Genomic DNA, 25,662 nt, shown 5'->3' on the forward strand with positions numbered 1-25,662 from the left:
AACACGCGGCCCATGATCTGCACATCCTGCCTGGACGGCAGGTCGTCCGATCCCTCGCAAGGGCTCAATACGGTCAATGACCCAATAAGGGCGAGCAGGATTTGCCGTCTCATACTGCCCGCACGCCTGTTGCAGCTCAAGATGCTGTTGCTGGATAAATTCCAACATCACCCTGGAGCCATACTTGTTAAAATATTATAAAACTCCCATATCTGATCAAATCAGCACGACGGATCGGCACCCGGATAGCGTGTTGAGGTCGGCCTCATCGATATCGGCACCGGAGCCTGCGGCTGTGCCGACGACAGATCTGACGTCGGCGAACAGATCGGCGCCTCCATTGCGCGCGAAAACCACCTATGATGTCGCGATGTGTGGCGGTCGGTCGCAGTTCGCGCTCGGAACTGTCCAGTGCGGGCGGCGCGGTCGGGTCAGGATGGCCGCGTCGAGGGCGGGTCTGGCTCGACGTGTCGGACCCGTTCGGTTTCTGCCCCTCGGACGGGCGGCACGCCCGAATGGCCTGGCGTCCCGGGCAATTCGTTCGGCTTTGGCTTCCGCGCGCCGTCGACGCCAAAACCTGCTCCCGCGGCACGACGCTCGAGGCCCGGCGTCGTCGGGTCAGGCAGAAGCGGAACGGCCCTTCGAAGGTCGAGCCCCGCTTCGGGCGGATCGTCGCGTGCGGCCTGCGGCTGCCGGTCCACGCGGGATCACCACGCCCGTGACCGAGCGAGACGAACGGCCACCTGCATGGCCTTGCACGGTCGACGGCGGAGGATCATGGTCGCCAGCCGTGAAGTCCTGAACAGCACCTCTACGGAGCCTGCGGAGAGACCGGTTTCGACGGGAGTAGCTTTCAACTTCACGGCACGCTTTGTGATCTGAACTCCCGATACCCCTTCGCCCTGAGCTCGCAGGCCGGGCAGACCCCGCAGCCGTAGCCCCAATCGTGGCGGTGCGCCCGGTCGCCGGTGTAGCAGGTGTGGGTGTCGTCGCGCACGAGGTCGACCAGCGGCGCTCCGCCGAGCCCCTCGGCCAAGCGCCAGGTGGCGGCCTTGTCGATCCACATCAACGGCGTGTGCAGCACAAAGCGCGCTTCCATGCCGAGGTTGAGGGCGAGCTGCATCGCCTTGATGGTGTCGTCGCGACAGTCCGGATAGCCGGAGAAATCCGTCTCGCAGACGCCGGTGACGATGTGCTTGATGCCGCGCCGGTAGGCCAGCGCCGCCGCGAAGGTGAGGAACAGGAGGTTGCGGCCCGGCACGAAGCTCGTCGGCAGGCCGTTGTCCCCCATGCTGATCGCGACGTCGCGGGTCAGGGCGGTGTCGCTGAGCTGCCCCAGGACGGCGAGGTCGAGCATGTGGTCGGGGCCGAGCCGGCCCGCCCAGGCGGGGAAACCCGCGCGCAGCCCGTCGAGGAACGGCGCCCTCACGTCGAGCTCGACGCGGTGGCGCTGGCGATAATCGAAGCCCACGGTCTCGACGTGGGCGAAACGGTCGAGCGCCCAGGCGAGGCAGGTAGCGGAATCCTGCCCGCCCGAGAACAGCACGATCGCCCGCGCTTCGTCCTGTCCGGCCATCACGCGATCCCCAGGAACTTGTGCGTCTGCAGCCCGAGGCGCCAGCGCGGGTTCGCCATGCAGTAGCGCACGGCAGCCTCCGTGTTGGCGGCCGCCTCGGGCCCGTCCATCGGCTGCAGGATGAAATGCCCGAAGCCGAGATGCGCGAAGCGCTCCGGCAGGGCGCGGGGCTGCGGGAAGACGAGCTTCAGCTCGTCGCCGCGCTCGACCGCCAGCGGCGCGTCGCCCTTCGGGCTGACGCAGAGCCAGTCGAGGCCCGGCGGGGGCGCGATGGTGCCGTTAGTTTCCACCGCGATCTCGAAGCCCCGCGCGTGCAACGCCGCCGTCAGGGCTTCGTCGACCTGCAGCAGCGGCTCGCCGCCGGTGAGCACGGTCAGGCGGTTGTCGGGCGCGCCGGTCCAGGCCGCCGCGACCGCGGAGGCGAGGGCGTCCGCGTCGGCGAACCGGCCGCCGCCGGGGCCGTCGAGGCCGACGAAATCCGTGTCGCAGAAGGTGCAGGCGGCCGATGCGCGGTCGGCTTCCCGCCCGCTCCACAGGTTGCAGCCGGCGAAACGGCAGAAAACGGCGGCGCGGCCGGCCTGCCGGCCCTCGCCCTGGAGGGTGTAAAAGATCTCTTTGACGGCATAGGACATGATCGCCACAGGATATAGGCGATCGTCCGCCCGATTGCAGCAGGGGCGCACGGACCCGCGCCGCACGGTCGCCCGTTCGGGCCGGACCACCACGAGAGGATCGCACCATGACGACGACACGGGGCGCCGCCCTGGCCTTCACCCTGGCCTGCCTGGCCGCCGGGCCGGCCTCCGCCGCCACCTGCCACATGACCGTGCAGGGCGTGCCGGTCATCGACGACCGGGACTGCGCGGTCAGCGGCCGCGCCGGCGACGTCACCATCACGGTCGGGGCCGAGGATGCGATCAGGGTCAGGCGGGCGGCGATGAGCGGCCGCTTCGTCGCGCGGCGCCCCGGCGACGGGCGCCTGCGCCGGGTGTTCGTGCGCTACGGCCAGGTCGTCGTGTCGAGGGATTCGGACGACAAGACCTGCTACTTAAACCAAAGGGCGACGCTCTGCGTCGACCCCTGAGGCCGGGCCGCGGAACGGCCCGGCGCCCGCCCATCAGCGGAACGGCGGCTCGTCGAAGGCGCGCAGCTTGCGCGAATGCAGCCCCGCCCGGTCGCGGCGCAGCCGGTCGAGCGCGTCGAGGCCGATGAGCAGGTGCTCGCCCACGGCCCGCTCGTAGAAGGCGTTGGCGGCGCCGGGCAGCTTGATCTCGCCGTGCAGCGGCTTGTCGGACACGCAGAGCAGCGTGCCGTAAGGCACGCGCAGGCGGTAGCCCTGGGCCGCCACCGTGCCGCTTTCCATGTCGACCGCGATCGAGCGCGACAGGTTGATCCGCCGCCGCTCCTGCGAGAAGCGGAGCTCCCAGTTGCGGTCGTCGTAGGTCACGACCGTGCCGGTGCGCAGGCGGCTCTTCAGCGCGTCCGGCGCTTCCCCGGTCACGCCGGCCGCCGCGGCCTGCAGCGCCAGCTGCACCTCGGCCAGCGCCGGCACCGGCACGTCGGGCGGCACCAGCTCGTCGAGGATGCGGTCGCGGCGCATGTAGCCGTGGGCGAGCACGTAGTCGCCGATGGTCTGCGATTGGCGCAGGCCGCCGCAATGCCCCACCATCAGCCAGCAATGGGGGCGCAGCACCGCGAGGTGGTCCGTGATGGTCTTGGCGTTGGACGGGCCGACGCCGATATTGACCAGCGTGGTCCCCGAAGGGGCGCCGTCCGGCCCGCGCCCGACGAGGTGGTAGGCGGGCATCTGCGAGCGGTGCCAGGGCGAGGCCGCGATCACGGCCGCCGGATCGGCGTCGGCCGCCTCGCCGCGCTCGACCACGACGCCGCCCGGCAGCACCAGACGCTCGTAGCCGTCGCTCTCGGCCAGCGTCCTCAACCCGACGCGCACGAACTGGTCGACGTAGCGGTGGTAGTTGGTGAGCAGGATCCAGGGCTGGATGTTGCGCCAATCCGAGCCCGTGTAGTGGACGAGGCGGCGCAGGGAGAAATCGATCCGCACGGCGTCGAAGAGGGCCAGGGGCCGCGCGCCGTCGGGCTCGTCGACCTGCCACAGCCCGTCGGCGATCTCGTCGCCCACGGCGCTCAGCAGAGGCACGGGGAAGTGGCGGGCGAGTTCGGCCGGGGTGACGCCGCCGGACGCGAGGTCGGCGCCGGGCTCGACCACGTAGGGATAGGGGATCTCCTGGGCGCTCGACCCGACCTCGATCGAGACGCCGTAGTCCCGCACCAGCGGGCGGAGCTGGTCCAGCAGGTAGGGGCGGAAATAGTCGGGCTGGGTCACCGTGGTGGTGTAGGTGCCCGGCCCCTGCAGCTTGGCGGTGGCGCGCTTGATGCGCGGCACCGGGCCGTCGGGCGCGTAGGTGACGCGCAGCTCCGGATAGCGGAACTGCATGCGGGTGCCCATGTCGGGCGCCGTGCCGTCGTCGAGAAAGCGCCCGAGCGCCGCCCGCAGCGCTTCGGTGGCGCCGGCGTGGAGGTCGCGCAGGCGGTCCACCGCCGCTTCCGGCGAATCCATGGTCTCGGTCGGGCGGAGTTCGTCGGTCTGCACGCGGGGACACCTCGATGGCGCCGGGGGCGCGGTCGGCCGACTCTCGCATCCCCGGCCCCCGAGCGCAAAGACGACGATCAGGCCGCCTCGGACCGGTCTCCGGGGCGGCCGTGCGGCTTGCCGTGCGGCTTCGGACCCTGCGGGACCTCGACGGTTTCGCCGGCGCGCAGGACCGTCCTGACCTTGATCTCGGACGGCTTGGCGTCGCCCGTGACGGTGACGACGTCCCCCGGCGCGAGCCGGATGCGCTCGGCACCCTTCGGGCCGAGGTCGGCCAGGACGGTGCCGCCCTCGCCCTTCAGGGTGAACCGGTGGGCGAAGACGTCGGCGACGGTGCCGGACAGCGTGACGGTATCGGACATGGATCGATCTCCTCGTTGACGATGATGCCGGCGGTCGAAGCCCTCGACCGCCGGCCAGCGCGACCGGGCGCCGCCGCTCGGGCGGCGCGGCCCGTCGCGATGGGTGGGCGGGAACCCGCCCTTCGTTGGCTGCCTCCGCGACGCGGGAAGCGGCTTAGCTCGGTTGCCGCGCGGGCTGCCGATCCGTGACCCGGCCCCTTCGGCCGGATCCCGGATCAGAAGCCGGCGCGGACCGGAGGCGGGGGCGGCCCCCCGGGACCGGCGTCGAGCGCGTCCTGGCGGCCATCGGCGTGCGACAGCACGGCCGCGTGCAGCGTGCCGTGGTCGAAGCGGCCCTGCACCGTCACGGTTTCGCCGGCCTTGACCAACGCGGCGCCCCGCGCCGCCGGTCCAGTCTCGACGAGGGCGCGGCCGGTGTCGTCGGCGAGGACGAACTTGTCGCCGAACACGTCGGCGACCTGGCCCTTCAGGGCGGCGCTGCCGTCCTTGACGCTGCCGATGGGGCCGGGCGCGAGGGCCAGCACGGTCGTGTGCCGCGTGCCGTCGGCGAAGTGGATCAGCGCGCCGCCGGCCCCGAAGGCGAGCAGCAGCGCCGCGGCGGCTCGGACGCCGCGGCGGCGCGACAGCCCGGGGCCGGGGAGCCCGGGGCGCGGCGTGGTGGCGCGGGTGGAGGCGGGGTCGGAGGTGGACATGCGGTGGGCATCCCGTGTTGGCGATGCCCCGGTGTAGCGGGGTGGCCGCGACGGGCGCTGAACCCCGCGGTTCAGACTGGGTTCAGGTGCCGCCCGCGCCCCGGCGGCCTTCGCCGCGCTGCAACCGCCGAGGTGTCGGCTGCGGATCCACGAGCTCTGCAGATGTGAAAGATGCCGGAACAAGGAGCGTCGCCTGAAAGGCTCGCTTCTTCGGTCAACGGCGATCTGATAAGCTGTCGCGCGTACTGGAGCGGACGAAGGGATTCGAACCCTCGACCCCAACCTTGGCAAGGTTGTGCTCTACCACTGAGCTACACCCGCATCCATGTCGCGCGGCGACGAGGTGGTTATTGCCGCAGACCGGGACGGTTTGCAAGCCCGCCGGCCACAAAAAGCGACGACGGCCTGCGGGGACGTCGGCCGTCGGCAACGGAAGGCCGCACGGCGCGTTGCATCCCGGACGAGGCGGGGGAAGACGGCATGAGGCGATCGGCACTCGGAATCATCGCGGCCTGCGCGCTGGCCGGCCTGGGCCTGGGGAGCGCGGAGGCGCAGACGCCCGGCGGGCAGACGGGCGGCACCTCCGGCGGCACGGGCGGCGCCAGCTCCAGCGGCGGCCAGGGCGACGCCGGCGGCACGGGGCACACCGGCGTGAAGACGGAAGGCAGCGGGCGGCCCGCGCCGGCCGAACCCGCCGCGGGGTCCAGCGCCGGCGGCGTCAGCGGCACGCCCATCGTCGGCTCCGGCGCCAACGGCAACGGCGGGGTGATGACGGGGACCACCGGCAAGGCGCCCCCGTGAAGCGCGGCGAATACGGGGGGCCGACACCATGAGCAAGCGATCCACGATGGTCGTGACGGCGGCGGCCGTGGCGCTGCTCGCCGCGGCGGGGGGCGCCGGGGCGCAGAGCGGCCGCGGGGCGGACCTGGACGCGAACGCGGGCTCGCCCCTGCCGGGCGGCGGCACCACCAAGGACCTCACCGTGCCGGGAGCGGGCGGCGTGGCCGGGACGGGGCTCGGCGGTTCGACGAACGGGTCGGGCAACGGCGCCACGAGCGGCACGCCCAGCGGCGACACCGGAGCGGCCGGCGTGCCGGGCACCGGCACGAGCGTCCCCGGCCCGGCGGGACAGGGCATCGGCGGCCAGGGCGTCTCGAACGGCATCGGGACCGGCGCGGCCGCGTCCCCGGCGGGCAAGGCCGGTTCGGGCGCGGCGGCGACGGGCGGGGCCGGCGCCAAGCCGTGAAGGCGGCGCGGCTCCGGGCGGAGCCTCGACCCGTCAGAAGTGCTCGTCCTGGGGGGCGGTCGGCTTCAGCTCGTGGCGCATGATTAGCGGCACCTGGGTGAGCGCGAAGACGATCGTCAGCGGCATGGTGCCGAACACCTTGAAGCCGGTCCAGAACACGTCGCTCTGGGTGCGCCACACCGCTTCGTTGAGCGCCGCCAGCACGAAGAAGAACAGGCCCCAGCGGAAGGTGAGCTTGCGCCACCCCGCCTCGTCGAGGTGCAGCGCCGAATCGAGCACCACGGGCAGCAGCGGTTTGTTGAACGCCAGGCCGCCCAGCAACGCCGCGCCGAAGATGCAGTTGATCACCGTCGGCTTGATCTTGATGAAGACCGGGTTGTCGAAATAGAACGTCAACGCGCCGAAGAACAGGACGGCGACCGCGGTGACGACCGGCATGACCGGGAGGCGGCGGGTCAGCGCGTAGGAGGCGGCAAGCGTCACCACCACGCCCACCATCAGCACCCCCGTGGCGACGTGGAGGCCGTAGCGGTAGGAGGCGACGAAGAAGCAGGCCAGCGGCCCGAGCTCCAGCACGAGCTTCAGCGCCGGGTCCACCGCGCGTCCGGCGGGCTTCGCCGCGCGCGCCGCGCCCCCGGCGGCTTTCGGTCTGTCATCGAGACTCGTCATCGTTCGCCTGTCACCTCGGCTCCGCGCGCCGACCGGGATTCGCCACCCCGGCCGGCGCGCCGGCGCCCGAATAGCCTCAAACTTCAACCCGATAAAGCGACGAACCCGTTCTTTTGATGACGCGGCGCGGCGTCAACGCTCCAGGCCCGCGATGGCGCGGGCGAAATCCGCGGCCGCGAAGGGTTCGAGGTCGTCGATCCCCTCGCCGACGCCGATGAAATGGACCGGCAGGGCGAACTTTTCCGCCACCGCCGCCAGGATGCCGCCCCGCGCCGTGCCGTCGAGCTTGGTCATCACCAGGCCGGTGACGCCGGCGACCCTGGCGAAGATCTCGACCTGGCTCAGGGCGTTCTGGCCCACCGTCGCGTCGAGCACGAGCAGCACGGCGTGGGGCGCGTCGGGCTCCGCCTTCTTCACCACGCGGACCACCTTGGCGAGCTCGTCCATCAGCTCGGCGCGGTTCTGGAGCCGCCCCGCCGTGTCGATCAGCACCACGTCGGAGCCGTTGTCGCGCGCTTCCGCGATGGCGTCGAAGGCGAGGCCCGCGGCGTCGGCGCCCTGCGGCCGCGACACGACGGGCGAGTTCGTCCGCTCGCCCCAGACGCGCAGCTGCTCGATGGCGGCGGCGCGGAACGTGTCGCCGGCGCCGAGCGTGAGCTTCAGGCCCTCCGCCGACAGCTTCGCCGCGAGCTTGCCGATCGTCGTGGTCTTGCCCGAGCCGTTGACGCCCACCACCAGCACCACGAAGGGCTTCTTCGCGGCATCGACCGCGAAGGGCACCGCCACGGGGGCCAGGACGGCTTCCACCTCGCGCGCCAGGATGGCCTGCACCTCCTCGGGGTCGATGCCCTTCTCGTAGCGGCCCGAGCCGATCGCCCCGGTGATGCGGGTCGCCATGGCGATGCCGAGGTCGGCCCTGATGAGCACGTCCTCCAGGTCGTCGAGGGTGGCGTCGTCGAGCTTGCGCTTGGCGAAAACCCCGACGATGCCGTCCTTGATCGACGACGACGAGCGCGACAGCCCGCCCGTCAGCCGCGCCAGCCAGCTGCGCCGCGGCGGCTCGGCGGCTGGGGCGGCCCCGGGAAGCGCTTCGGCCTCGACGAGCCGGGCCAGCGGCGTCTGCCCCGCGGGGGCGGGCGGAGGCTGCGGCGCTTCGGCGACGGGGCCAGCCGCGTCGGGCTCGGGCCGCGGCGGCTCCGGCGCCAGGCGGGGCGCGGGGTCCGGCGCCGGGCGCGTCGCGTCGGGAGCCGCCGGGATGGGATCGGACGCCGGCTTCAACGCCGGGACGGGATCGGGCGCCGGCTTCGGCGCCGGCAGGGGATCGGGCGCCGGCGCCGGCCGGGGAGGAGCTTCGGCGGCGGGGGCGGGATCGGGCGTGGGCTCGGCCGGAGCCGCGGGCTCGGGCACGGCGCCGCCGCCGAACAGCCGCTTGAAGAAGCCCGGCTTCCGCTTGCCGCCCTGATCGTCGTCCCCGGCCATCCGCCCATCCCCGTCCCGTGCCGCGCGGCTCGCCACGCCGTCCCGGTTCCGATAAGCCTTTCCCGGTGCAGCCGATAGACCTCGCCCCCCGCCTCCTCTACCGCGACGCCCTGATGCTCGTCCTGGACAAGCCCGCCGGCATCGCGGTCCACCCCGGCCCGAAGGGCGGCGACAGCCTGGAAGCGCATTTCGACGGCCTGCGCTTCGGCCTGCCCCGCGTGCCGGCCCTGGCCCACCGGCTCGACCGCGACACGTCGGGCTGCCTCGTGCTCGGCCGCCACCGCAAGGCGCTGCAGAAGCTCGGGGCGCTGTTCAAGGCGGGCCGCGTCGACAAGACTTACTGGGCGGTGGTGGAGGGCGTGCCCGAGGCGGATTCCGGCACGGTCGACCTCGCGCTCGGGCGGCGGGACGCGTCGCGCGGCTGGTGGATGCAGGTCGACCCCGCCGGCCAGGAGGCCGTGACGGATTGGCGCGTGCTCGGGCGCGGCGGCGGCCGGAGCTGGCTCGAGCTGAAGCCGCGCACGGGCCGCACGCACCAGATCCGCGTGCATTGCGCGGCGCTGGGCTGGCCGCTGGTGGGCGACGCCATCTACGGCGACCGCGACGCCGCGTCGACCACGACGCTGCACCTGCTCGCCCGCCTCGTGGCGGTGCCGCTGTACCCGAGCCGGGCGGCAGTGGAAGCGGAAGCCCCGGTGCCGGGCCACATGGCCGCCGCGCTGGCGGCGCTGGGCTTCGCGGGAAACCCGGCCCCCTGACCCCGGGGGCCGGCCCGGCGTTCAGATCCGCTTCAGCGACAGCGCCTTGCCCTTCTTCGGGTCGTTCATCCAGGACCCGTCCTCCTGGGCGTCGAGCTCGGTCGTGTGGCCCTTGCGGGCGGTGAGCACCAGCTTGCCGCCCACCATCTCCCAGCCGACCGGATCGAAGATCACGATGCCCTGGTCGCGGCAGGCCGGGGCGAGGCGGGCCTTCAGGGTCCGGCCCGCTGCCGACGCGTCGTCCAGCGTCACCATGCAGCCGGTGTCGTGCGTCCTGTCGCGCAGCACCGCGTAGCGGCCGGCCACGTCGGCCGGCTTCTGCCCGGCCGCGGCGGGCCGCTTGGCGGCCGGCGCCGCCTTGGCGCTCGCCTGCGCGAGTTCGACCGCGGCGGGCGCCGCCGCGGCGGCCCTGTCCAGCGCCGCACGGCCGCGGCCGTCGGCGGAGCGGAGCGACAGCGCGTCGCCCTGCGGGGTCGTGGTGCGGAACCCCGCCCCGTCGACCGCGAAGGCGAGCAGCGGCTCGCCGCGCGCGTCGTCGAGGTGGAGGCCGTCGCCCACCTCGGACCAGGATGCGACGCCCTTCAGCGCCGGAAAGGCGCGGTGGCAGCCCGGCGGCATGGCGACGGGGGCGGTCTTGCCGCCCGCGGCGGCGTGCAGGGTCAGGCGGCACTGCTTGCCGCCGTCCCCCGACAGCGTCCAGCTGCTCGCGGCCGGCGCCGGCGCCGCCTGCGCGCCGGCGGCGCACAGCAGCGCCGCGGCGGCGATGGCGGGGCGGATCGCGTGCATGATGCGGGCTTTCGGGAGCGCGGTCATCGGGGGCCGGCCGAGCCCTTGTAGGCGCCGCGCCACGGCGTCTCGACCACGGGAGTCAACGGGGGCGCGCCGGCGCGCCAGGAGCGGATGTTGTCGACCACGAGCTGGCCCATGGCGTCGCGCGTGTGGTGCGACGCCGAACCCACGTGGGGCAGCAGCACGACGTGGTCGAGGTCGAGCAGCGCCTGGGGCACCTTCGGCTCCTCGGCGAAGACGTCGAGGCCGGCGCCCAGGATGGTCTTGGACTGCAGCGCCGCGATCAGCGCCGCCTCGTCGACCACGGAGCCGCGCGCCACGTTGATGAGGATGCCGGAGGGGCCCAGCGCCTTCAACACGGCGGCGTCCACGAGATGATGCGTTTCGGCGCCGCCCGGCGTGATGACGACGAGGATGTCGCAGTTCTCGGCGAGCTCGAGCGCGGTCGCGTGGTAGCGGAAGGGGACGCCGTCCTGCGGCCGGCGGCCGTGATAGGCGATCGCGAGGCCAAAGGCTTCGGCGCGATGCGCGATGGCCTTGCCGATCCGCCCCAGCCCGAGGATGCCGAGCGTGCGGCCGCGCAGCGTGTGGCTCAGCGGAAAGGCGCCGTCGAGCCACCGCCCGGCCCGCAGGTGGCGCTCGGCGGCGGGGAACTGGCGCACGGTCGCCAGCACGAGCCCCATGGCGGTGTCGGCCACCTCGTCGTCGAGCACGCCCGGCGTGTTGGTGACCAAGAGCCCGCGCTCGCCCGCCCAGGCGGCGTCGATCGAATCGTAGCCCACGCCGAAGCTCGACACGATCTCGAGCTTCGGGAACCGCGCCATGAAGGCGCCGTCGACCTTGACGTGCCCGCCGACCGCGAGGGCGCCGACCTCCGGCGCCACGCGGGCCAGCTCGGCGTCCGGATCGGCGGACTCCCACAGCTTCACCAGGCCGGCGTCGCCGCCGAGGGCCTCGACGACCTTGGGTGCCATCGGTTTGGGCATGAGGATCAGGGGAGACGCCAAGCCGATGCTCCGGAACGCTGAAAGGTGTGAGCCATCATGCGGCAAGGCCGCCCCACCGGCAACAGCGCGATCGGGTCCGGGCGCCGCAAGCTGGGGTGCCCGCCGACCGGGCGACGCTCTCCCCCATGCCCGCCCGCATGGCGGAAGTCGCCGGATCGCCGGCGAGACTTCGGGCATCGGCCGAGGAATGCCGCTCCTCGAACCGGCGGCGGCCTGGACGGGACGAGGAAAGGCCGCCGCTGGCACGGGAGCGCGTGTGGCCACGGGAGGGGGGCGGCGTCAGCCGCCGGTGGCGAAGCCGGGGTAGAGCGTCATGCCGCCGTCGACGAACATGGTGGTGCCCGTGACGTAGTCGGCGGCGTCGGACGCCAGCCACACGGCCGCCTGGGCGATGTCGTCGGGCTCGCCGATGCGCTTGTAGGGCACCAGCGTCATCAGGTCGGCATAGGCTTCGGGCGTGGACCAGGCCGCGGTGTTGATGGGCGTGCGGATGGCGCCGGGACCGATGGCGTTGACGCGGACGAAATGGGGCGCGAGCTCCTGCGCCATGCTCTGCATCAGCATCATGATGCCGCCCTTCGACGACGCATAGTTGACGTGGCCCGCCCAGGCGATCTGCTGGTGCACCGACGACATGCAGATCATCTTGCCGGCGGCGAGCGACACCCCTTTCACGACGCCGCGCTTCAGGAACTCGCGCGCGGCGGCGCGCTGGCACAGGAACTGGCCGGTGAGGTTCACCGAGATGACCTTCTCCCACTGCGCCAGCGTCATGGACACGAGCGGCGAGTCGGCCTGCAGGCCGGCATTGCTGACCGAGATGTGCAGCGTGCCGAATTCCGCGATGGCCTTGGCGTACATGGCCTCGACCTCGCCCTCGTTCGACACGTCGGCCTTCACCACGATGGCGCGGCGGCCGAAGCCCTCGATCTTGTGGGCGACCTCCTCGGCCGTCTCGGGATGGGTGACGTAGTTCACCGCCACGTCGGCGCCCGCCTGCGCGAGGCCGAGCGCCACCGCTTCGCCGATCCCGGAATTGGCGCCGGTGACGATGGCGGGCTGGCCCTTCAGCACCTCGTTGTAGGCGATCCGGGGCACGCGACCGGGGTCGAACTGGGCGGGGGCGGCGGATTTCGCGTCGGCCTGCTTGGCATCGCTCATGGCGGGTGTCCTCGGTCGAACGGCGGAACGGCTCCGCCTCGGCTCCCGCTCAACGACCGGCCGCGCGTGGCGTTCCGCCGCAAGCGCCCGGCCGGGCCGGGCCGGGCGCGATTGGCCCCCCGGTTGCGGCGTGGTACACCCGCGGCTCATCAGGACGCGACGGCCCGAGCCTGCGCACCGGACGACGAGGATCCCATGACGACCAGCGCCCCGAACGCCCGCCTCGGCGAGGTGACGCAACGCATCGTCGAGCGCAGCCGCGACACCCGCTCCCGCTACCTCGACCGGATCGCCAAGGCGGCCGAGGCCGGCCCGCGCCGCGCGCGGCTCGGCTGCGCCAACCAGGCCCACGGCTTCGCGGCCTGCGGGGTCAGCGACAAGGCGATGCTGCGTTCGGGCGCCGGCGCCAACCTCGCCATCGTGACGGCCTACAACGACATGTTGTCCGCCCACCAGCCCTACGAGGGCTACCCCGAGATGATCCGCCGCGCCGCCCGCGACGCCGGCGGCGTGGCCCAGGTGGCCGGCGGCGTGCCCGCCATGTGCGACGGCGTCACCCAGGGCGAAGCCGGCATGGAGCTGTCGCTGTTCTCCCGCGAGGTCATCGCTCTGTCGACCGCCGTGGCGCTGTCGCACCAGACCTTCGACTCGTCCGTGTACCTCGGCATCTGCGACAAGATCGTGCCCGGCCTCGTCATCGGGGCGCTGGCCTTCGGCCATCTGCCGGCGATCTTCATCCCGGCGGGGCCGATGACCTCGGGCCTGCCCAACGACCAGAAGGCGAAGATCCGCCAGCTCTTCGCCGAAGGCAAGATCGACCGCGCGGCGCTGCTGGAAGCCGAGGCCGAGTCCTACCACGGCCCCGGCACCTGCACGTTCTACGGCACCGCCAACACCAACCAGATGATGATGGAGATCATGGGGATGCACCTCCCCGGCGCATCCTTCGTCAACCCCAACACGCCGATGCGCGAAGCCCTCACGCTGGAAGCGGCGCGCCGCGCCATGCAGATCACCGCGCTCGGCAACGAATACACCCCGATGGGGCGCATGCTGGACGAGCGGGCCTTCGTCAACGGCATCGCGGGGCTGCACGCCACCGGCGGCTCGACGAACCACACGCTGCACATCGTCGCCATGGCGGCGGCGGGGGGCATCAAGCTCACCTGGCAGGACTTCTCCGACCTCGCCGACGTGGTGCCGCTGCTGTGCCGCGTGTACCCGAACGGCAAGGCGGACGTGAACCACTTCCACGCCGCCGGCGGCATGGCCTTCGTGATCCGCGAGTTGCTGAGCGACGGGCTGCTCCACCGCGACGTCGAGACCGTGATGGGCAAGGGGCTCGACGCCTACACGGCCGAGCCGGCGCTGGGGGCCGAAGGCCAGCTCGTGTGGCGCACGGGCCCGCAGCAGTCCGGCGACGAGACGGTGCTGCGCGGCGTCGCCAAGCCGTTCCACGCCACGGGCGGGCTGAAGCTGCTCGACGGCGGCCTCGGCCGCGCGGTGCTGAAGACCTCGGCGGTGGCGCCCGAGCGCCACGTCATCGAGGCGCCGGCGCGCGTGTTCCATTCGCAGGAGGAGCTGCAGCGCGCCTTCAAGGCGGGCGAGTTCACCGGCGACATGGTGGCGGTGGTGCGCTTCCAGGGCCCCAAGGCCAACGGCATGCCGGAGCTGCACAAGCTGATGCCGCCCCTCGGCGTGCTGCAGGACCGCGGCCACCGCGTGGCGCTGGTGACGGACGGGCGGCTGTCCGGCGCGTCCGGCAAGGTGCCGGCGGCGATCCACGTCACGCCCGAGGCGACGGAAGGCGGCCCCATCGCCAAGGTGCGGGACGGCGACATGGTGCGGATCGACGCCGTGACGGGCCGGCTCGACGTGCTGGTGCCGGCCGACGAATGGGACGCCCGCGAGAACGCCACCTGCGACCTCGAAGACTCCCACTGGGGCTGCGGGCGCGAGCTCTTCGCCCCGTTCCGCGCCGCTGTCGGCGCCGCGGACGCCGGGGCGACCATCTTCGGGTGACACGGAGGGTGGGGGCGGCGGTCGACGCGGGGGCGCCCCGCGGCGGACCGCGTCCGCGCCCCCTCCCCGCTCGGCCGGCCTATTTCGCCAGGTGCTGGTCGAAGAACCGCGTGATCTCGCCGAACACCTCCTTGGTGAGCGGCGCCTGGGGGTCGAACAGGTACTGCGCGTGGGAGATCCCCTCGTAGACCTGCAGTTCCTGCACGACGCCCGCTTCGCGCAGCTTCTGCTGCGTCCTGACCGTGTTCGACAGGAACAGGTCTCGGGTGCCGCTGGTCAGGATCGTCGGCGGCAGGCCGTGGAAGTCGCCGTAGATGGGCGACAGCTGCGGGTCCTTCAGGTCGTGGCCGGCGGCGTAGAGCTGCGCCGCGTGGGTCAGGTAGCCGGAATAGCTGACCAGCACGTTGTCGACCCACTCGTTGGTCCGGTAGGTGTCGCCGGTCTCGGTCATGTCGGACCAGGGCGTGCCGGGCGCGACGGCGCCGGGCAGCGCCACGCCCTCGCCCTTCAGCCGCAGCATCAGCGCCAACGCCATGCCGCCGCCCGTCGAGGTGCCCACCACGGCCACCTTCTTCGGGTCGGTTTCGGCGATCAGCGCCCGGTAACCGGCGTCGGCGTCGTCCATCGCGGCCGGATAGGGCGCGTCGGGCGGCATGCGGTAATCGACCGCGACCACCTTGTAGCCGCCGTAGGCCGCCATCAGCATGGCTTCGGCGGTGCCCGACTCGCCGGGCCCGTAGACGTATCCGCCACCGTGGATGTTGTAGACCACCTGGCCCTTGTGGGCGTCGGGGATCTCCTTCGGCGTCAGGACGAAGCCCTTCACGCCGCCGATCGTGGTGGGCTGGATGGTGACGCCCAGGGCCGCGCGGGCCTTGGCCAGCCCCGGCAGGGAGGCCTGCGCCAGCTTGTCGACCAGCGCCTTCCAGGCGGCGGCGTCGGGCGGGTTGGCGTTCCAGGCCGGCACGCGGTAGGGCGCGGCGACGAGGGCCGCCGTGGCGAGATCGACGTCGTCGGGGACCGGCACGGCCTTCGCCGGCACGGAGCGGGGGCCGGGCGCGCCGTTGGCGGCGTTCTGCGCGGCCTCGAGGGCGGGGAAATCCGGGTTCGGAACCGTCTGGGCGAGGAGCGGCGTCGCGCCGAGAAGCGCCGCGGCGCAGGCCGCCGCGCGCAGAACAATCGACATGTTTCCATCCCGTGGGCGCTGTCCGACCCCGGGCCGGCCGGCGCGGCGCCCTCGCCCGGTTGGCCGCATGTTACGGTCCTTCGCGGCGCGCCGGCAAGCTGCGCCCCCGGCGGGGGCCGGGCGCGCACCGCGACGGCCGTTCGCCGCAGGCTTTCCGTCCAGCCCCGCCTTGATCGGCCGGGCGAGTGTTGATAGGACGCCCCGGAAGCGCGGTTCTCGATTGAAGAACGGCTCGCCCGAACAGAAATCCGTTCATCTATTCAGTCTAGGTTTCCGTGCCATGGCGGCATGGGCCTGCAACGATCGGACGCGTCCGCCACGCCCGCGCCGGGACGGCGACGTCGACCGGACGGGATCGCGATTTCGAGACGCCGGAACCGGACCTTCAGAACCCTCATGACCGACCTGACGAAGACCGTCGCCCCCGATTCCAACAGCGTCGTCGACAGCGTCGTGTGGCGGTACGCCTGGGCGTCGCACGACCTGACATACGGCTTCACGGCGTCGGACATCGACGGCGACGGCAGGCCCGATTTCGACGAGGGCAATTGGCGCGCCTTCTACGGGTCGATCTTCGCCGATCTGTCCACCTTCACCCCCCTCACGTTCCACGAGACGGCGGCCAGCGCGGCCCTGCTGAACCAGATCCTGGGCAGCGGCGGGGGCGGTCAATCGTCCGATCCCGCGCCGGGCGTGACGCAGACGGGCACGGAGCTGGACATCTCCGGGACCGCCGCCTCGGCGTCCAGCGCCGTGTTCCTGGGACAATATTCGAACTCCTGGCTGCACGAGATCGGGCACAGCCTCGGCTTGCGCCACACGTTCGAGGTCGCGGGCGAGATCGACGACGGCGTCCGGGGCGAAGCGGACCTCGGCGTCCACTTCCTGAACTCGTCCCTCTACAGCGTCATGTCGTATTCCGGGACGGTGTGGGGCGAGGACAACCCGTGGACGCCGTCCGTCGACCCCGGGCAGACCGTGCTGAACGCCAACCTCGGCTCGTACGGCCCGATCGACGTCGCCGCCCTGCAGTACATCTACGGCGCGAAGGCGCACGATACCGGCGACGACGTGTACACGTTCGGCGACGACAAGGCGGCCGATGCGGGCTACACCACCATCTGGGACACGGGCGGGACCGACACGATCCGGTACGTCGGATCGAGCCGGTCCAAGATCGACCTCAGGGCGGCGACGCTGGACAAGCAGGTCGGCGGCGGCGGCTTCCTGTCTACCTCGGAAACGCTGACCGGGGGCTTCCTGATCGCGAACGGCGTCACGATCGAGAACGCCATCGGGGGAAGCGGCGACGACATCGTCATCGGCAATGCCGTGGCCAACACGCTGACGGGAGGCTCCGGCCACGACACGCTCACGGGCGGGGGCGGCGCCGACGTCTTCAAGGACACGGCCGCCGACCACGACGGCGACACGATCACCGACTTCACGAACCTCGACACCCTCCGCTTCACCGACGCGGCGCTCGGCAGCTTCTCCTTCGGCTACGACGCTTCGACCGGCCGGCTGACCTACGCCACGGGCAGCGGCGGCGGCCTTGGCCTGTCGCTGTCGCCCGGCCTGTCCGGCGCTTTCGTGGCGACGACGGATCCGTCCGGCGGCGTCGACCTCAGGCTCGCCGCAGCCACGGTCCCGGCGGCGACGCCTGCCGGCGGTTCGGCGGCGCCCGCCCCGACCGGCCAGGCTTCGACCACCGCCGGCCAGACCGTCGCCGCCACCGTTTCCGCGGTGGCGGCATCGGTGGCGGCCGGCCCGACCACCGCCCCGGCGACTGCCGGAACCGCGGTCACGAATGTCGGCGGGGCGATCCCCGCCGCCGCCCCTGCCGTCACGGGCACCGGCGACGGGCAGGCCGCCTCCGCGGCGGTCGCCGCCACGCAGGTCGCCGCGCAGGTCGCCACTGTGCCGACGGCGTCCCGCGCGGTTTCGACGGCACCGGTGGACAAGCTCGCCCTCGACCCCGGCCTCGCCTACACGGGCGACGGCGGCTTCGTGTTCACCGGCCACGCGTCGAGCACGGCCGGCGTGGCGAGCGTGGCGTTCTCCGCCGAGGTGGACGGCGCGCGCCGGCAACTGGGCTTCGCGGCCGTCGCGGCGGACGGGAGCTTCGCTTTCACCGACGCCGTCGACGACCCGCAGAGCTTCATCGTGGCGACGATGACCGACGGCGCCGGCGGACGATCGGACGTCGCTTCCCCGGCGAGCCTGGCCCGCCCCCCCGAGGGGGCGGGCTTCGTGGCCGAGATCGACAGCTACGACGGCGGCGCCCAGACGAGCGTGGCGCTGATCCGGGCCAACGGGCACCGCCAGGTCGACGTGCTGACGGGCGGGCAGACGCTCGCGTCGTCGAGTTTCGACGTGTTCCTCAACCACGGGGCTCCCGACAACACCTTCGTGTTCGATCCCGGCTTCGGCCGCGACGTCATGCGGCAGTTCCGCGTCGGCGGCGACGGGGGCGACACGCTGGCGCTGTCGGGCGCGGACTTCGACAATTCCGTGGCGGAGGTCCTCCGCGACAGCCGCATGGTGGGCGGCGCCGTCGTGATCTCCGATCCGGTCACCGGCGACATCCTGCGCCTGGCGGGGGTGACCAAGCGGGAGCTGATCGCCGGCCGGGACGCCGTGACGTTCCACGCGTGACGCCCGCGCGCGCCTCGGCGGAGCGGGGGCGTCACGCGCTTTCGGCGCTGAACTCCCCCGTCGCCTCGTCGAGGTCGATCAGGCGCATGACGATGTCGGACGGCTCGTAGACGGAACCTTCCGTCATGGCGTCGCCGGCCTCGTTGGCGCGGCCGATCACGACCTTGAACAGCCCGTCCGCGCGGTCGCGCGCGAGCTGGAGGTCGCGGATGCGTTCGCGGTTGCCGCGCTTCGTGCGCCAAGCGTCGAGGTCGGGCGCGTCGAACAGGTCGTAGCGCACCCCGCCCGGCACCTCGCGCAGCTTGTCGGCCCACAGCGTGACCACCACCGTCGCCCCGTCCTCGCCGTGGCCCGACCAGGCCCAGCGCTCGTTCTTCAGCGCGGCGCCCAGCGCCGCATAGGCTTCCACTTTTCCGACCATTCCACCGTGGCTCTTCGATCAGGTTTCCGAGGGGCTCGCCCTTCGGCGGGCTTCGACGCGAAGCCCTGACACGAGGACCGCTCCGCGGATAGGCTCGATGCCCCGCCTCGCACGCGAAACCCGCGGCGGACGACGGCCTCCGCGGCCGGCCGTCACGCCATCACGGCCTCGATCAGGAACGGCCCTTCCCCGTCCCGGTTCAGGGCGTATTCGAGCACGGCGTGGAACCCTTCGGCGGTTTCGACCGCCGCGCCCTCGACGCCGAAGCCGTTGGCGAGCGACACCCAGTCGACCGCGGGGTCGTCGAGCTGCATCATGCGGCGCGCGTTCTCGCCGAACTCGTTCACGCCGACGTTGCGCATCTCGCGCTGCAGGATCGCATAGGCGCGGTTGGAGAAGACGATCGTCACCACGTCGAGCTTTTCGCGCGCCTGCGTCCACAGCCCCTGCACGGTGTAGAGGCCGGAGCCGTCCGCCTGCAGCGCCACCACCTTGCGGCCGGGCGACGCCAGCGCGGCCCCGGCCGCCGCGCCCGGGCCCATGCCGATCGCGCCGCCGGTCAGCATCAGGTAGTCGTGCGGCGGCGCGCCCTTGAGGAGGTCGAAGACCGGGCGCGCCGTGGTCAGCCCCTCGTCGATCACGATCGCGCCTTCGGGCATCAGCATGGCGATGGAGCGCGACAGCGCGGCGTCGGTGAGGTCGCCCTCGGCCACGCCCTCCAGGGGCGCGGGCCGCGCGACCTCGAGCGGTGCCCCGGCGCCGAGCCGGTCCGCCAGGACCGACAGCGCGTCGCCGATCGCCTCGCCGGGCTCGGCCAGGACGAGGGCCCGCGCGCCCTCGGGCAGCAGCCGGTTCGGCTTGTTCGGGTAGGCGAAGAAGGCCACGGGCTCGGGGGCGCCCACCAGCACGAGCACGTCGACGTCGGCCAGGCACGCCAAGGCGAGGTCGATCGCGTAGGGGATCTTGGTCACGGGCACCCGGCCGAGCCCGGCCTCGATGCGGGGGATCTGCACGGGGGCGAAGAGCCTGGCGCCGGTCGCGGCGGCGATGCGGCCGGCGGTCTCCAGGCCGCCGGCGCGCAGCCCCTCGTGGCAGAGCAGGATCCCGGCGCGCGGCCCGGCGCCGCGGATCGCCGCCGCGGCGGCGGCGATCCGCTCCTCCGGCACGGCGCGGGGCGCGGGGACCGATGCCGCCACGGCCTCGGCGGGGGCGTCGACGCCGCCCCAGGCCGAATCGGCGGGCAGGATCAGCGTCGCCACGCCGGGATGGGTGCGGGCCGCCAGGATCGCCGCCTCGGCGGCGGGGCCCACGTCGTCCGGGCCCGTGCAGCGGCGCAGCCAATGCGACATGGGCCGGGCGAGCGAGTCGATGTCGGTGGTCAGCGGCGCGTCGAAGGGGAGGTGGTATCCGGCGTGGTCGCCCACGACGTTGACCACCGGGGTGCGGGCGCGGCGGGCGTTGTGGAGGTTGGCGAGGCCGTTGGCGAGGCCCGGCCCCGTGTGGAGCAGCGTGGCGGCGGGCTTCCCGGCCATGCGGGCGTAGCCGTCCGCGGCGGCCGTCACCACGCCCTCGAACAGGCCCAGCACGCAGCGCATGGCGGGCCGGCGGTCGAGCGCCGCCACGAAATGCATCTCCGACGTGCCCGGGTTGGCGAAGCACACGTCCACGCCGTTGACGAGCAGCGTGTCGCACAGGCGGTCGGCACCATTCATCGCGTCGGTCTCCAGGGCCGCCCGGCGGGCGCCGCATTGCGTTCCGGTGTTTTCGCGCCGATCCTGCGCAAAGGGAAGCGGGGGCGGCGCATCGTGGTGATCCTGGGGCTGACGGGTTCGATCGGCATGGGCAAGTCGACCACCGCGGCGATGTTCCGCGACGCCGGCGTGCCGGTGTTCGACGCCGACGCCGCCGTCCACGCGCTGTACCGCGGCGCCGCCGTGGCGGCGATCGAGGCGGCCTTCCCGGGGGTGGCGACGGGCGGCGCCGTCGACCGCGAGCTGCTGCGCCAGCGGGTGCTCGACGACCCTTCCGTGCTGCGCCGGCTCGAAGCCATCGTGCACCCGCTGGTGCGGGCCGAGCGCGCCGCCTTTCTGGCGCGGGCGGAGGCCGCCGGGGCTCCGCTCGCGGTGCTCGACATTCCGCTGCTGTTCGAAACGGGGGGCGACGCCGAGGTGGACGTCGTGGCGGTGGTGACGGCGCCCGAGGCTGTGCAGAAGGCGCGCGTGCTCCTCCGCCCCGGCATGACCGAGGCGCGGCTTTCCGCTATCCTCGCCCGGCAGGTGCCCGACGCCGAGAAGCGCGCCCGCGCGCGCTTCGTGATCGACACCGGCGCGGGCATGGCGGCCGCGCGGGCGCGGGTCGCGGCCGTGATCGCCGCGCTGGCGAAGGATGGATGAGGCTGATGCGCGAGATCGTGCTCGACACCGAGACCACCGGCCTCGACCCCAAGACGGGGGACCGGCTCTGCGAGATCGCCGGCATCGAGATCATCAACCACATCCCCACCGGCAACCGCTACCACGTCTTCATCGACCCCCAGCGCGACATGCCGGAGGGCGCCTTCAAGGTGCACGGGCTGTCGGCCGAGTTCCTGGCGGGGCACCCGGTCTTCGCCGTCCAGGTCGACGGCTTCCTGGACTTCGTGCGCGGCGCGAAGCTGGTGATCCACAACGCCGAATTCGACATGCGCTTCATCAACCACGAGCTCGGGCTGCTGAAGAAGCCGCCGATCCCGATGGACGACGTGATCGACACGCTCGCCATGGCGCGTCGCCGCCACCCCGGCGCGCCGAACTCGCTCGACGCGCTCTGCGCCCGCTACAAGATCGACACGTCGAAGCGCGTGAAGCACGGCGCCATGATCGACGTCGAGCTGCTGGCGGAGGTCTACGCCGAGCTGTCGGGCGGCCGGCAGACGAGCTTCGGCCTGGGCCCCCGCGCCGCCGTGCAGGCGACGGCCGGGGCGGTGGCGGCCCCGCTGCGCCGCTCCGTCCCCCTGCCCCCGTCCGTCACGGCCGAGGAGGACGCCGCGCATGCGGCCTTCGTCGACGGCATGGGGCCGAAGGCGATCTGGATGAAATACGGGATGGGCGCCGAGGAGCGGAAAGCGGGATAGGGTCCACCCGGACCCGCCCCGTCCGGCGGCACGACGTGGCGGCGCCGATCGGTTTCGGCGAGCCCGCAGGCAGTCAGGCTTCGGCGTCGCGCCGGGAGGGGCGGATGCGCGAGGCGGGGATTACGACCGCCCCTCCACCCGCTGCCCGCATGGCGACCGGTCCCGACGCCGGGCATCGCCGGGGCGGACGTGCCGAAGCATGATCGCCCATCGAACCCGCGGTTCCTGTTCGCACCGCAACGGGTGAGGGTCCGTCTACACCGGAAGCACGAGTTCGCCCTGTCGTGCCACGGTCGCGACGAAGCGGCGATCGTCCGCCGACAGGCCGGCGCGCAACGCATACTCGCCCGGCGAAACGATCCAGCCCGATCTCCGGGTGCAGTACCAGGCGAAGTCGCGCGGATCGAGCCGCAACACGACATCGCCGGTCTCCCCGGGCGAAAGATCGATGCGGGTGAAGGCCTTGAGTTCGCTGGGCGGGCGCTCCACGGGGGCCGCGTCGGGGGACACGTAGACCTGCACGACCTGTGATCCCTTTCGCTGTCCACGGTTGGCGAGGGTCACGCGCAGCGCCACCGTCGCGCTTGCCGAGAAGGTGTCGCCCTCGACCACCATCGCCTCGATGTCGATCGCCGCGTAGCCGAGCCCATGGCCGAACGGAAACAGGGGCGCGATGGCGTTCGCCTCGTGGTGGCGGTAGCCGACGAGCAGCCCTTCGGCGTACCGCACGCGCCCCTCGACGCCGGGATAGGACAGCCCGCCGCCCCCCTGGGTCTGCGTATCGTCGAGGCGATGCGGGAAGCTTTGCGGCAGCCGCCCGCCCGGCTCGACGTGGCCGAGGAGGACGTCGGCTACGGCGTGGCCGGCTTCCTGTCCGGGATACCAGGCCTGCACGACCGCGGACACCTTCCCGACCCACGGCATCTCGACCGGACCGCCGGTCTGGAGGACGACGACCGTGCGCTCGGCGACGGCAGCCACCGCCTCGATCAACTCGTTCTGCCGGCCCGGCAAGGTCATGGAGGGGAGATCGGCGCCCTCGCTGTCCCACTCGCCGTTGCGCCCGACGCAGAGGACGGCGACCTGCGCTTCGGCGGCGACCCGTACGGCTTCCGCGATCTCCGCGTCCGCCATCGGGAGGCCGATGCCGACATGGTAGGCGGAAAACGCCATCAGCGTGGTTTCGACCGGTTGAAACAGGATGACGATCTCGCAGGACCGGCCGACCGCCATCTCGACCTCGCCGATCCGCTCGTCGCAGCCTTCCTCGAAGAACGTCGATCCGCGCGTCCAGCTTTCCCAGGCCTCGACCACCTCGCACCCATCCACGAGCACGCGCGCGCGGCCTGCGGCGTAGACGCCGATGCGGTGGCGCCCATCCGCCTCCGGCACGTAACGCCCGGTGATCCGCAGCGAGAAGCGCTTCGGGTCGACCCTGCCGCCCGCGGGGGCGTCGATCATCATGGCGTGGGCCACCGCCAACGTCTCGACATGGACGGGCGTGCCCGAGAAATCGTCGTTGGCGAACCATTCGGCCCTCAGCGGGCCGGCGAGTTCGGGCGCATATCGATGGTTGTCGCAACCCGGCGCGAACAGAAGCGCGCCTTCGCCGACCGCCGCGGCGAGGCCTTCCCACGGCGAAACCTGCCGGTGAGCCTTCAACTGGGAGGAACCGCCCCCCATGCAGCGGGCCGCCTTGGCGTTGGGCCCGATCACGGCGATCTTTCCGACGCCGGCCAAGGGGAGCGTCCCGTCGTTGGTGAGGAGAACCGTGCCGCGCGCGCCCGCGCGTCGGATCAAGGCGCGTGTGGCCTCACGCTCGACGGCCTTCTCCTCGTGCGGCCGCGCGTCCTGCAGGGCACCGGTGCGCTGCATGAGGCGCAGCATGTTCAGGGCAGCCTGCCGAACCGCGTCCCGGGGCACGGTTCCGGCCTCGACGGCGCGCACGAGAGCCGCGCCACGGTCGCGGGTCGGTCCGGGCATCTCCAGGTCGAGGCCCGCCCGCATCGTTTCGGCGGTGGAATGGGAACCGAACCAGTCGCTCATGACGACGCCGTCGAACCCCCATTGGCGGCGCAGCACGTCGGTGAGCAGCCAGCCGTGCTCGGAGGTGAAGGTCCCGTTCAGCCGGTTGTAGCTCGACATCACGGCCCACGCGTGGGCTTCCTTCACGGCGGCCTCGAAGGGCACCAGGTAGAGTTCGCGAAGCGTGCGCTCGTCCACCTCGGACGACATGGTGGTGCGCTGGAACTCGCTTTCGTTGGCCACGAAATGCTTCACCGTCGCGCCGACCCGCTGGCCTTGCAGGCCGCCGATGTAGGCCACCGCGAGCGCGGCCGTGAGGACCGGATCCTCCGCGTAGCATTCGAAGTTGCGCCCGTTCAGCGCACCGCGCTGCAGGTTGACCGTGGGCCCGAGGAGCACGTGGGCTCCCTTGTCCTTCACCTCTTCGGCGAGCGCGGCGCCGATCTCGGACAGAAGGGACCGGTCCCAGGTGGCACCGAGCGAAATCCCGACCGGAAAGGCGGCGGCGCTGATCGCGCCGATCCAGGAACCGGCGCCCCGGGCCCCGTTGGGTCCGTCCGTCACGCGGAGGCTTCCGATGCCGAGCCGCCCGATGGCCGGGGTGGACCAGAAATCGGCGCCCGACAGCAGGCTGACCTGCTCCTCCAGCGTCAAGCCGTCCACAAGGGTCGCGGGGGTCATGTCGGTCACGAGAGCTCTCTCCGCAGCATGGGGGGGCGACCGGGGAAACCCTGTGAGGCCCCGGCGCGGTCGTCGTGGTCGAGACGATGGAAGGCTCGAGCGGAATGCCGGCTCAGACGCGCTCGCCGGTGGCGGCGTCGAACACGGACAGGCGCGCGGGATCGAAGGTGAAGCGCAGCGTCTGCCCGACCTCGAAGACGCGCTCGCCGTCGACCCGCACCGACATGGGCTGGCCGCCCAGTTCGGTCCACAGCAGCGTGTCGGCGCCCATGGGCTCCACGACGGCGACGCGCCCGTCGAAAGCGTAGCCGGATGCGGCGCCGGCCACCGACACATGCTCGGGCCGCACCCCCAGTGTCACCGGCGCGCCCGGATCCCGGGAGCCGTCGGCGAAGGCATAGCCGGAAAGGGGGATGCGGACCTGGCCGAGGACGAAGACGTCCCCGTCGAGGCGCCCGTCGAAGAAGCTCATGGCCGGCGACCCGATGAAGGCTGCGACGAACCTGTTCACGGGCCGCTGGTAGACCTCGATGGGGGGTGCGAGCTGTTGAATGACGCCCCCTTTCATGACGGCGATCCGGTCGGCGAGCGTCAAGGCCTCGATCTGGTCGTGGGTGACGTAGATCATCGTGTTGCCGAGGCTCTGGTGGAGGCGCTTGATCTCCACCCGCAGTTCCGCGCGGAGCTTGGCGTCGAGGTTGGACAAGGGCTCGTCGAAGAGGAACACATCCACCTCGCGCACGAGCGCCCGGCCGATGGCGACACGCTGGCGCTGGCCGCCAGACAATTCGGCAGGCTTGCGCTGCAGGAGGGGGTCGAGCTGAAGCATCCGCGAGGCTTTCTCGACGCGTCGCGCGATCTCACCCTTCGGAACGCCGTTCATGCGCAGTCCGAACGACAGGTTCTCGGCCACGCTCATGCGGGGGTAAAGGGCGTAGGATTGGAACACCATTCCGATCCCGCGGTCCTTGGGCTCGGCGAAGGTGACGTCCTTGCCCGAGATGGAGATCTCGCCGCCGGACACGTCCAGGAGGCCCGCGATGGCATTGAGCAATGTGGACTTGCCGCAGCCCGAAGGCCCGAGAAGCACGAGGAACTCGCCGCGCCGGATCTCCAGGTCGAGGTCCTCAATGGCCGTATGACCGCCGTATCGGATCTGCAGGTCGCGAACGACAACGCTCGGGGCAGGCCTCGATGAGTTCGTCAT

General features: G+C 72.4%; 23 protein-coding genes and 1 tRNA gene. 8 read left to right on the plus strand and 16 right to left on the minus strand.

Features of this window, described 5'->3' with window-relative positions; genetic code table 11:
- Positions 1 to 859 precede the first annotated feature (859 nt).
- Both queC and queE read right to left on the minus strand, forming a co-directional pair.
- Positions 860 to 1,576 carry a 7-cyano-7-deazaguanine synthase QueC gene (gene queC / locus D3273_RS15620; RefSeq protein ID WP_129227824.1) on the minus strand — a complete coding sequence of 239 codons (717 nt, stop codon included), beginning with the start codon at positions 1,574 to 1,576 and terminating at the stop codon, positions 860 to 862.
- Positions 1,576 to 2,208 (minus strand): 7-carboxy-7-deazaguanine synthase, encoded by a 633-nt coding sequence (gene queE / locus D3273_RS15625; RefSeq protein WP_129227825.1) that lies wholly within the window; start codon positions 2,206 to 2,208, stop codon positions 1,576 to 1,578. Before queE ends, queC begins: the two co-directional genes overlap by 1 nt.
- A 107-nt stretch (positions 2,209 to 2,315) precedes the next feature.
- Here queE and D3273_RS15630 point away from each other — a divergent pair, with 107 nt between their 5' ends.
- Positions 2,316 to 2,660: a hypothetical protein gene (locus D3273_RS15630; protein ID WP_129227826.1), complete on the plus strand. Its 345-nt coding sequence runs from the start codon at positions 2,316 to 2,318 to the stop codon at positions 2,658 to 2,660.
- Between the two features lie 33 nt (positions 2,661 to 2,693).
- On the opposite strand, the gene D3273_RS15635 is transcribed toward D3273_RS15630, so the two are convergent.
- The 4 genes from D3273_RS15635 to D3273_RS15650 form a co-directional block, all read right to left on the minus strand.
- Positions 2,694 to 4,187: an AMP nucleosidase gene (locus D3273_RS15635; RefSeq protein WP_129227827.1), complete on the minus strand. Its 1,494-nt coding sequence runs from the start codon at positions 4,185 to 4,187 to the stop codon at positions 2,694 to 2,696.
- A gap of 77 nt (positions 4,188 to 4,264) precedes the next feature.
- Positions 4,265 to 4,549 carry a hypothetical protein gene (locus D3273_RS15640; protein WP_129227828.1) on the minus strand — a complete coding sequence of 95 codons (285 nt, stop codon included), beginning with the start codon at positions 4,547 to 4,549 and terminating at the stop codon, positions 4,265 to 4,267.
- Positions 4,550 to 4,764: 215 nt separating this feature from the next.
- Positions 4,765 to 5,241, minus strand: coding sequence for a hypothetical protein (locus D3273_RS15645; RefSeq protein WP_129227829.1), 477 nt, complete (start codon positions 5,239 to 5,241; stop codon positions 4,765 to 4,767).
- Positions 5,242 to 5,487: 246 nt separating this feature from the next.
- A tRNA-Gly gene (locus tag D3273_RS15650) sits at positions 5,488 to 5,562 on the minus strand.
- A 159-nt stretch (positions 5,563 to 5,721) separates the two neighbouring features.
- Here D3273_RS15650 and D3273_RS15655 point away from each other — a divergent pair.
- Positions 5,722 to 6,042, plus strand: a complete 321-nt coding sequence (locus tag D3273_RS15655) for a hypothetical protein (RefSeq protein WP_129227830.1) — start codon at positions 5,722 to 5,724, stop codon at positions 6,040 to 6,042.
- 28 nt (positions 6,043 to 6,070) lie between these two features.
- Entirely contained in the window at positions 6,071 to 6,487 is a 417-nt protein-coding gene (locus D3273_RS15660) for a hypothetical protein (protein WP_129227831.1), read from the plus strand.
- A gap of 33 nt (positions 6,488 to 6,520) precedes the next feature.
- Here the strand turns inward: D3273_RS15660 and D3273_RS15665 are convergent, their stop codons facing one another.
- Both D3273_RS15665 and ftsY read right to left on the minus strand, forming a co-directional pair.
- The gene (locus D3273_RS15665; RefSeq protein WP_129227832.1) at positions 6,521 to 7,156 is read right to left on the minus strand and encodes a septation protein A; all 636 of its coding nucleotides are present in this window, start codon (positions 7,154 to 7,156) and stop codon (positions 6,521 to 6,523) included.
- A 132-nt stretch (positions 7,157 to 7,288) separates the two neighbouring features.
- Positions 7,289 to 8,635: a signal recognition particle-docking protein FtsY gene (gene ftsY, locus D3273_RS15670; protein WP_129227833.1), complete on the minus strand. Its 1,347-nt coding sequence runs from the start codon at positions 8,633 to 8,635 to the stop codon at positions 7,289 to 7,291.
- Positions 8,636 to 8,748: 113 nt separating this feature from the next.
- Between ftsY and D3273_RS15675 the strand changes: the two genes are divergently transcribed.
- A complete protein-coding gene (locus tag D3273_RS15675; RefSeq protein ID WP_129227897.1) occupies positions 8,749 to 9,393 on the plus strand; it encodes an RluA family pseudouridine synthase in 645 nt (214 codons plus the stop codon).
- 21 nt (positions 9,394 to 9,414) lie between these two features.
- Here the strand turns inward: D3273_RS15675 and D3273_RS15680 are convergent, their stop codons facing one another.
- The 3 genes from D3273_RS15680 to D3273_RS15690 all read right to left on the minus strand — a co-directional run bounded on the left by D3273_RS15680 (position 9,415) and on the right by D3273_RS15690 (position 12,350).
- Positions 9,415 to 10,206 carry an AprI/Inh family metalloprotease inhibitor gene (locus D3273_RS15680; RefSeq protein WP_129227834.1) on the minus strand — a complete coding sequence of 264 codons (792 nt, stop codon included), beginning with the start codon at positions 10,204 to 10,206 and terminating at the stop codon, positions 9,415 to 9,417.
- A complete protein-coding gene (locus D3273_RS15685) occupies positions 10,203 to 11,168 on the minus strand; it encodes a 2-hydroxyacid dehydrogenase (protein WP_129227898.1) in 966 nt (321 codons plus the stop codon). Before D3273_RS15685 ends, D3273_RS15680 begins: the two co-directional genes overlap by 4 nt.
- A 300-nt stretch (positions 11,169 to 11,468) precedes the next feature.
- Positions 11,469 to 12,350 carry a glucose 1-dehydrogenase gene (locus tag D3273_RS15690; protein WP_129227835.1) on the minus strand — a complete coding sequence of 294 codons (882 nt, stop codon included), beginning with the start codon at positions 12,348 to 12,350 and terminating at the stop codon, positions 11,469 to 11,471.
- Between the two features lie 195 nt (positions 12,351 to 12,545).
- Here D3273_RS15690 and edd point away from each other — a divergent pair, with 195 nt between their 5' ends.
- Positions 12,546 to 14,372, plus strand: a complete 1,827-nt coding sequence (edd, locus tag D3273_RS15695) for a phosphogluconate dehydratase (RefSeq protein WP_129227836.1) — start codon at positions 12,546 to 12,548, stop codon at positions 14,370 to 14,372.
- Between the two features lie 79 nt (positions 14,373 to 14,451).
- Here the strand turns inward: edd and D3273_RS15700 are convergent, their stop codons facing one another.
- On the minus strand, positions 14,452 to 15,558 hold the full coding sequence (locus D3273_RS15700; protein WP_129227837.1) for an alpha/beta hydrolase: 1,107 nt from the start codon (positions 15,556 to 15,558) through the stop codon (positions 14,452 to 14,454).
- Positions 15,559 to 15,954: 396 nt separating this feature from the next.
- Between D3273_RS15700 and D3273_RS15705 the strand changes: the two genes are divergently transcribed.
- Positions 15,955 to 18,216, plus strand: a complete 2,262-nt coding sequence (locus D3273_RS15705) for a M10 family metallopeptidase C-terminal domain-containing protein (RefSeq protein ID WP_245501200.1) — start codon at positions 15,955 to 15,957, stop codon at positions 18,214 to 18,216.
- 31 nt (positions 18,217 to 18,247) lie between these two features.
- Here D3273_RS15705 and D3273_RS15710 read toward each other — a convergent pair whose 3' ends face one another.
- Positions 18,248 to 18,637, minus strand: a complete 390-nt coding sequence (locus D3273_RS15710) for a hypothetical protein (RefSeq protein ID WP_129227838.1) — start codon at positions 18,635 to 18,637, stop codon at positions 18,248 to 18,250.
- Positions 18,638 to 18,789: 152 nt separating this feature from the next.
- Positions 18,790 to 20,349 (minus strand): acetolactate synthase large subunit, encoded by a 1,560-nt coding sequence (locus D3273_RS15715; RefSeq protein WP_129227839.1) that lies wholly within the window; start codon positions 20,347 to 20,349, stop codon positions 18,790 to 18,792.
- 93 nt (positions 20,350 to 20,442) lie between these two features.
- Here D3273_RS15715 and coaE point away from each other — a divergent pair, with 93 nt between their 5' ends.
- Together coaE and dnaQ are read left to right on the plus strand one after the other, a co-directional pair.
- Positions 20,443 to 21,030, plus strand: a complete 588-nt coding sequence (coaE, locus tag D3273_RS15720) for a dephospho-CoA kinase (protein WP_129227900.1) — start codon at positions 20,443 to 20,445, stop codon at positions 21,028 to 21,030.
- 5 nt (positions 21,031 to 21,035) lie between these two features.
- Complete coding sequence (dnaQ, locus tag D3273_RS15725) at positions 21,036 to 21,749, plus strand: DNA polymerase III subunit epsilon (protein WP_129227840.1); 714 nt, start codon at positions 21,036 to 21,038, stop codon at positions 21,747 to 21,749.
- A gap of 255 nt (positions 21,750 to 22,004) precedes the next feature.
- Here the strand turns inward: dnaQ and D3273_RS15730 are convergent, their stop codons facing one another.
- Both D3273_RS15730 and D3273_RS15735 read right to left on the minus strand, forming a co-directional pair.
- Entirely contained in the window at positions 22,005 to 24,455 is a 2,451-nt protein-coding gene (locus tag D3273_RS15730) for a beta-glucosidase family protein (protein WP_129227901.1), read from the minus strand.
- Positions 24,456 to 24,567: 112 nt separating this feature from the next.
- Positions 24,568 to 25,662 (minus strand): ABC transporter ATP-binding protein, encoded by a 1,095-nt coding sequence (locus D3273_RS15735; protein WP_129227841.1) that lies wholly within the window; start codon positions 25,660 to 25,662, stop codon positions 24,568 to 24,570.

It is taken from the genome of Lichenibacterium minor (assembly GCF_004137685.1).
Classification (GTDB): Bacteria; Pseudomonadota; Alphaproteobacteria; order Rhizobiales; family Beijerinckiaceae; genus Lichenihabitans; species Lichenihabitans minor.

What these genes read in the sequence shown, in the direction of transcription:
- D3273_RS15710 (WP_129227838.1), bottom strand. Translation starts at nt 18,637, where the DNA reads ATGGTCGGAAAAGTGGAAGCCTATGCGGCGCTGGGCGCCGCGCTGAAG.
- ftsY (WP_129227833.1), bottom strand. Translation starts at nt 8,635, where the DNA reads ATGGCCGGGGACGACGATCAGGGCGGCAAGCGGAAGCCGGGCTTCTTC.
- edd (WP_129227836.1), top strand. Translation starts at nt 12,546, where the DNA reads ATGACGACCAGCGCCCCGAACGCCCGCCTCGGCGAGGTGACGCAACGC.
- queC (WP_129227824.1), bottom strand. Translation starts at nt 1,576, where the DNA reads ATGGCCGGACAGGACGAAGCGCGGGCGATCGTGCTGTTCTCGGGCGGG.
- D3273_RS15700 (WP_129227837.1), bottom strand. Translation starts at nt 15,558, where the DNA reads ATGTCGATTGTTCTGCGCGCGGCGGCCTGCGCCGCGGCGCTTCTCGGC.
- dnaQ (WP_129227840.1), top strand. Translation starts at nt 21,036, where the DNA reads ATGCGCGAGATCGTGCTCGACACCGAGACCACCGGCCTCGACCCCAAG.
- D3273_RS15675 (WP_129227897.1), top strand. Translation starts at nt 8,749, where the DNA reads ATGCTCGTCCTGGACAAGCCCGCCGGCATCGCGGTCCACCCCGGCCCG.
- D3273_RS15660 (WP_129227831.1), top strand. Translation starts at nt 6,071, where the DNA reads ATGAGCAAGCGATCCACGATGGTCGTGACGGCGGCGGCCGTGGCGCTG.
- D3273_RS15630 (WP_129227826.1), top strand. Translation starts at nt 2,316, where the DNA reads ATGACGACGACACGGGGCGCCGCCCTGGCCTTCACCCTGGCCTGCCTG.
- D3273_RS15640 (WP_129227828.1), bottom strand. Translation starts at nt 4,549, where the DNA reads ATGTCCGATACCGTCACGCTGTCCGGCACCGTCGCCGACGTCTTCGCC.
- queE (WP_129227825.1), bottom strand. Translation starts at nt 2,208, where the DNA reads ATGTCCTATGCCGTCAAAGAGATCTTTTACACCCTCCAGGGCGAGGGC.
- D3273_RS15735 (WP_129227841.1), bottom strand. Translation starts at nt 25,662, where the DNA reads ATGACGAACTCATCGAGGCCTGCCCCGAGCGTTGTCGTTCGCGACCTG.
- D3273_RS15715 (WP_129227839.1), bottom strand. Translation starts at nt 20,349, where the DNA reads ATGAATGGTGCCGACCGCCTGTGCGACACGCTGCTCGTCAACGGCGTG.
- D3273_RS15645 (WP_129227829.1), bottom strand. Translation starts at nt 5,241, where the DNA reads ATGTCCACCTCCGACCCCGCCTCCACCCGCGCCACCACGCCGCGCCCC.
- D3273_RS15705 (WP_245501200.1), top strand. Translation starts at nt 15,955, where the DNA reads ATGACCGACCTGACGAAGACCGTCGCCCCCGATTCCAACAGCGTCGTC.
- D3273_RS15730 (WP_129227901.1), bottom strand. Translation starts at nt 24,455, where the DNA reads ATGACCCCCGCGACCCTTGTGGACGGCTTGACGCTGGAGGAGCAGGTC.
- D3273_RS15685 (WP_129227898.1), bottom strand. Translation starts at nt 11,168, where the DNA reads ATGCCCAAACCGATGGCACCCAAGGTCGTCGAGGCCCTCGGCGGCGAC.
- D3273_RS15680 (WP_129227834.1), bottom strand. Translation starts at nt 10,206, where the DNA reads ATGACCGCGCTCCCGAAAGCCCGCATCATGCACGCGATCCGCCCCGCC.
- D3273_RS15665 (WP_129227832.1), bottom strand. Translation starts at nt 7,156, where the DNA reads ATGACGAGTCTCGATGACAGACCGAAAGCCGCCGGGGGCGCGGCGCGC.
- D3273_RS15690 (WP_129227835.1), bottom strand. Translation starts at nt 12,350, where the DNA reads ATGAGCGATGCCAAGCAGGCCGACGCGAAATCCGCCGCCCCCGCCCAG.
- D3273_RS15655 (WP_129227830.1), top strand. Translation starts at nt 5,722, where the DNA reads ATGAGGCGATCGGCACTCGGAATCATCGCGGCCTGCGCGCTGGCCGGC.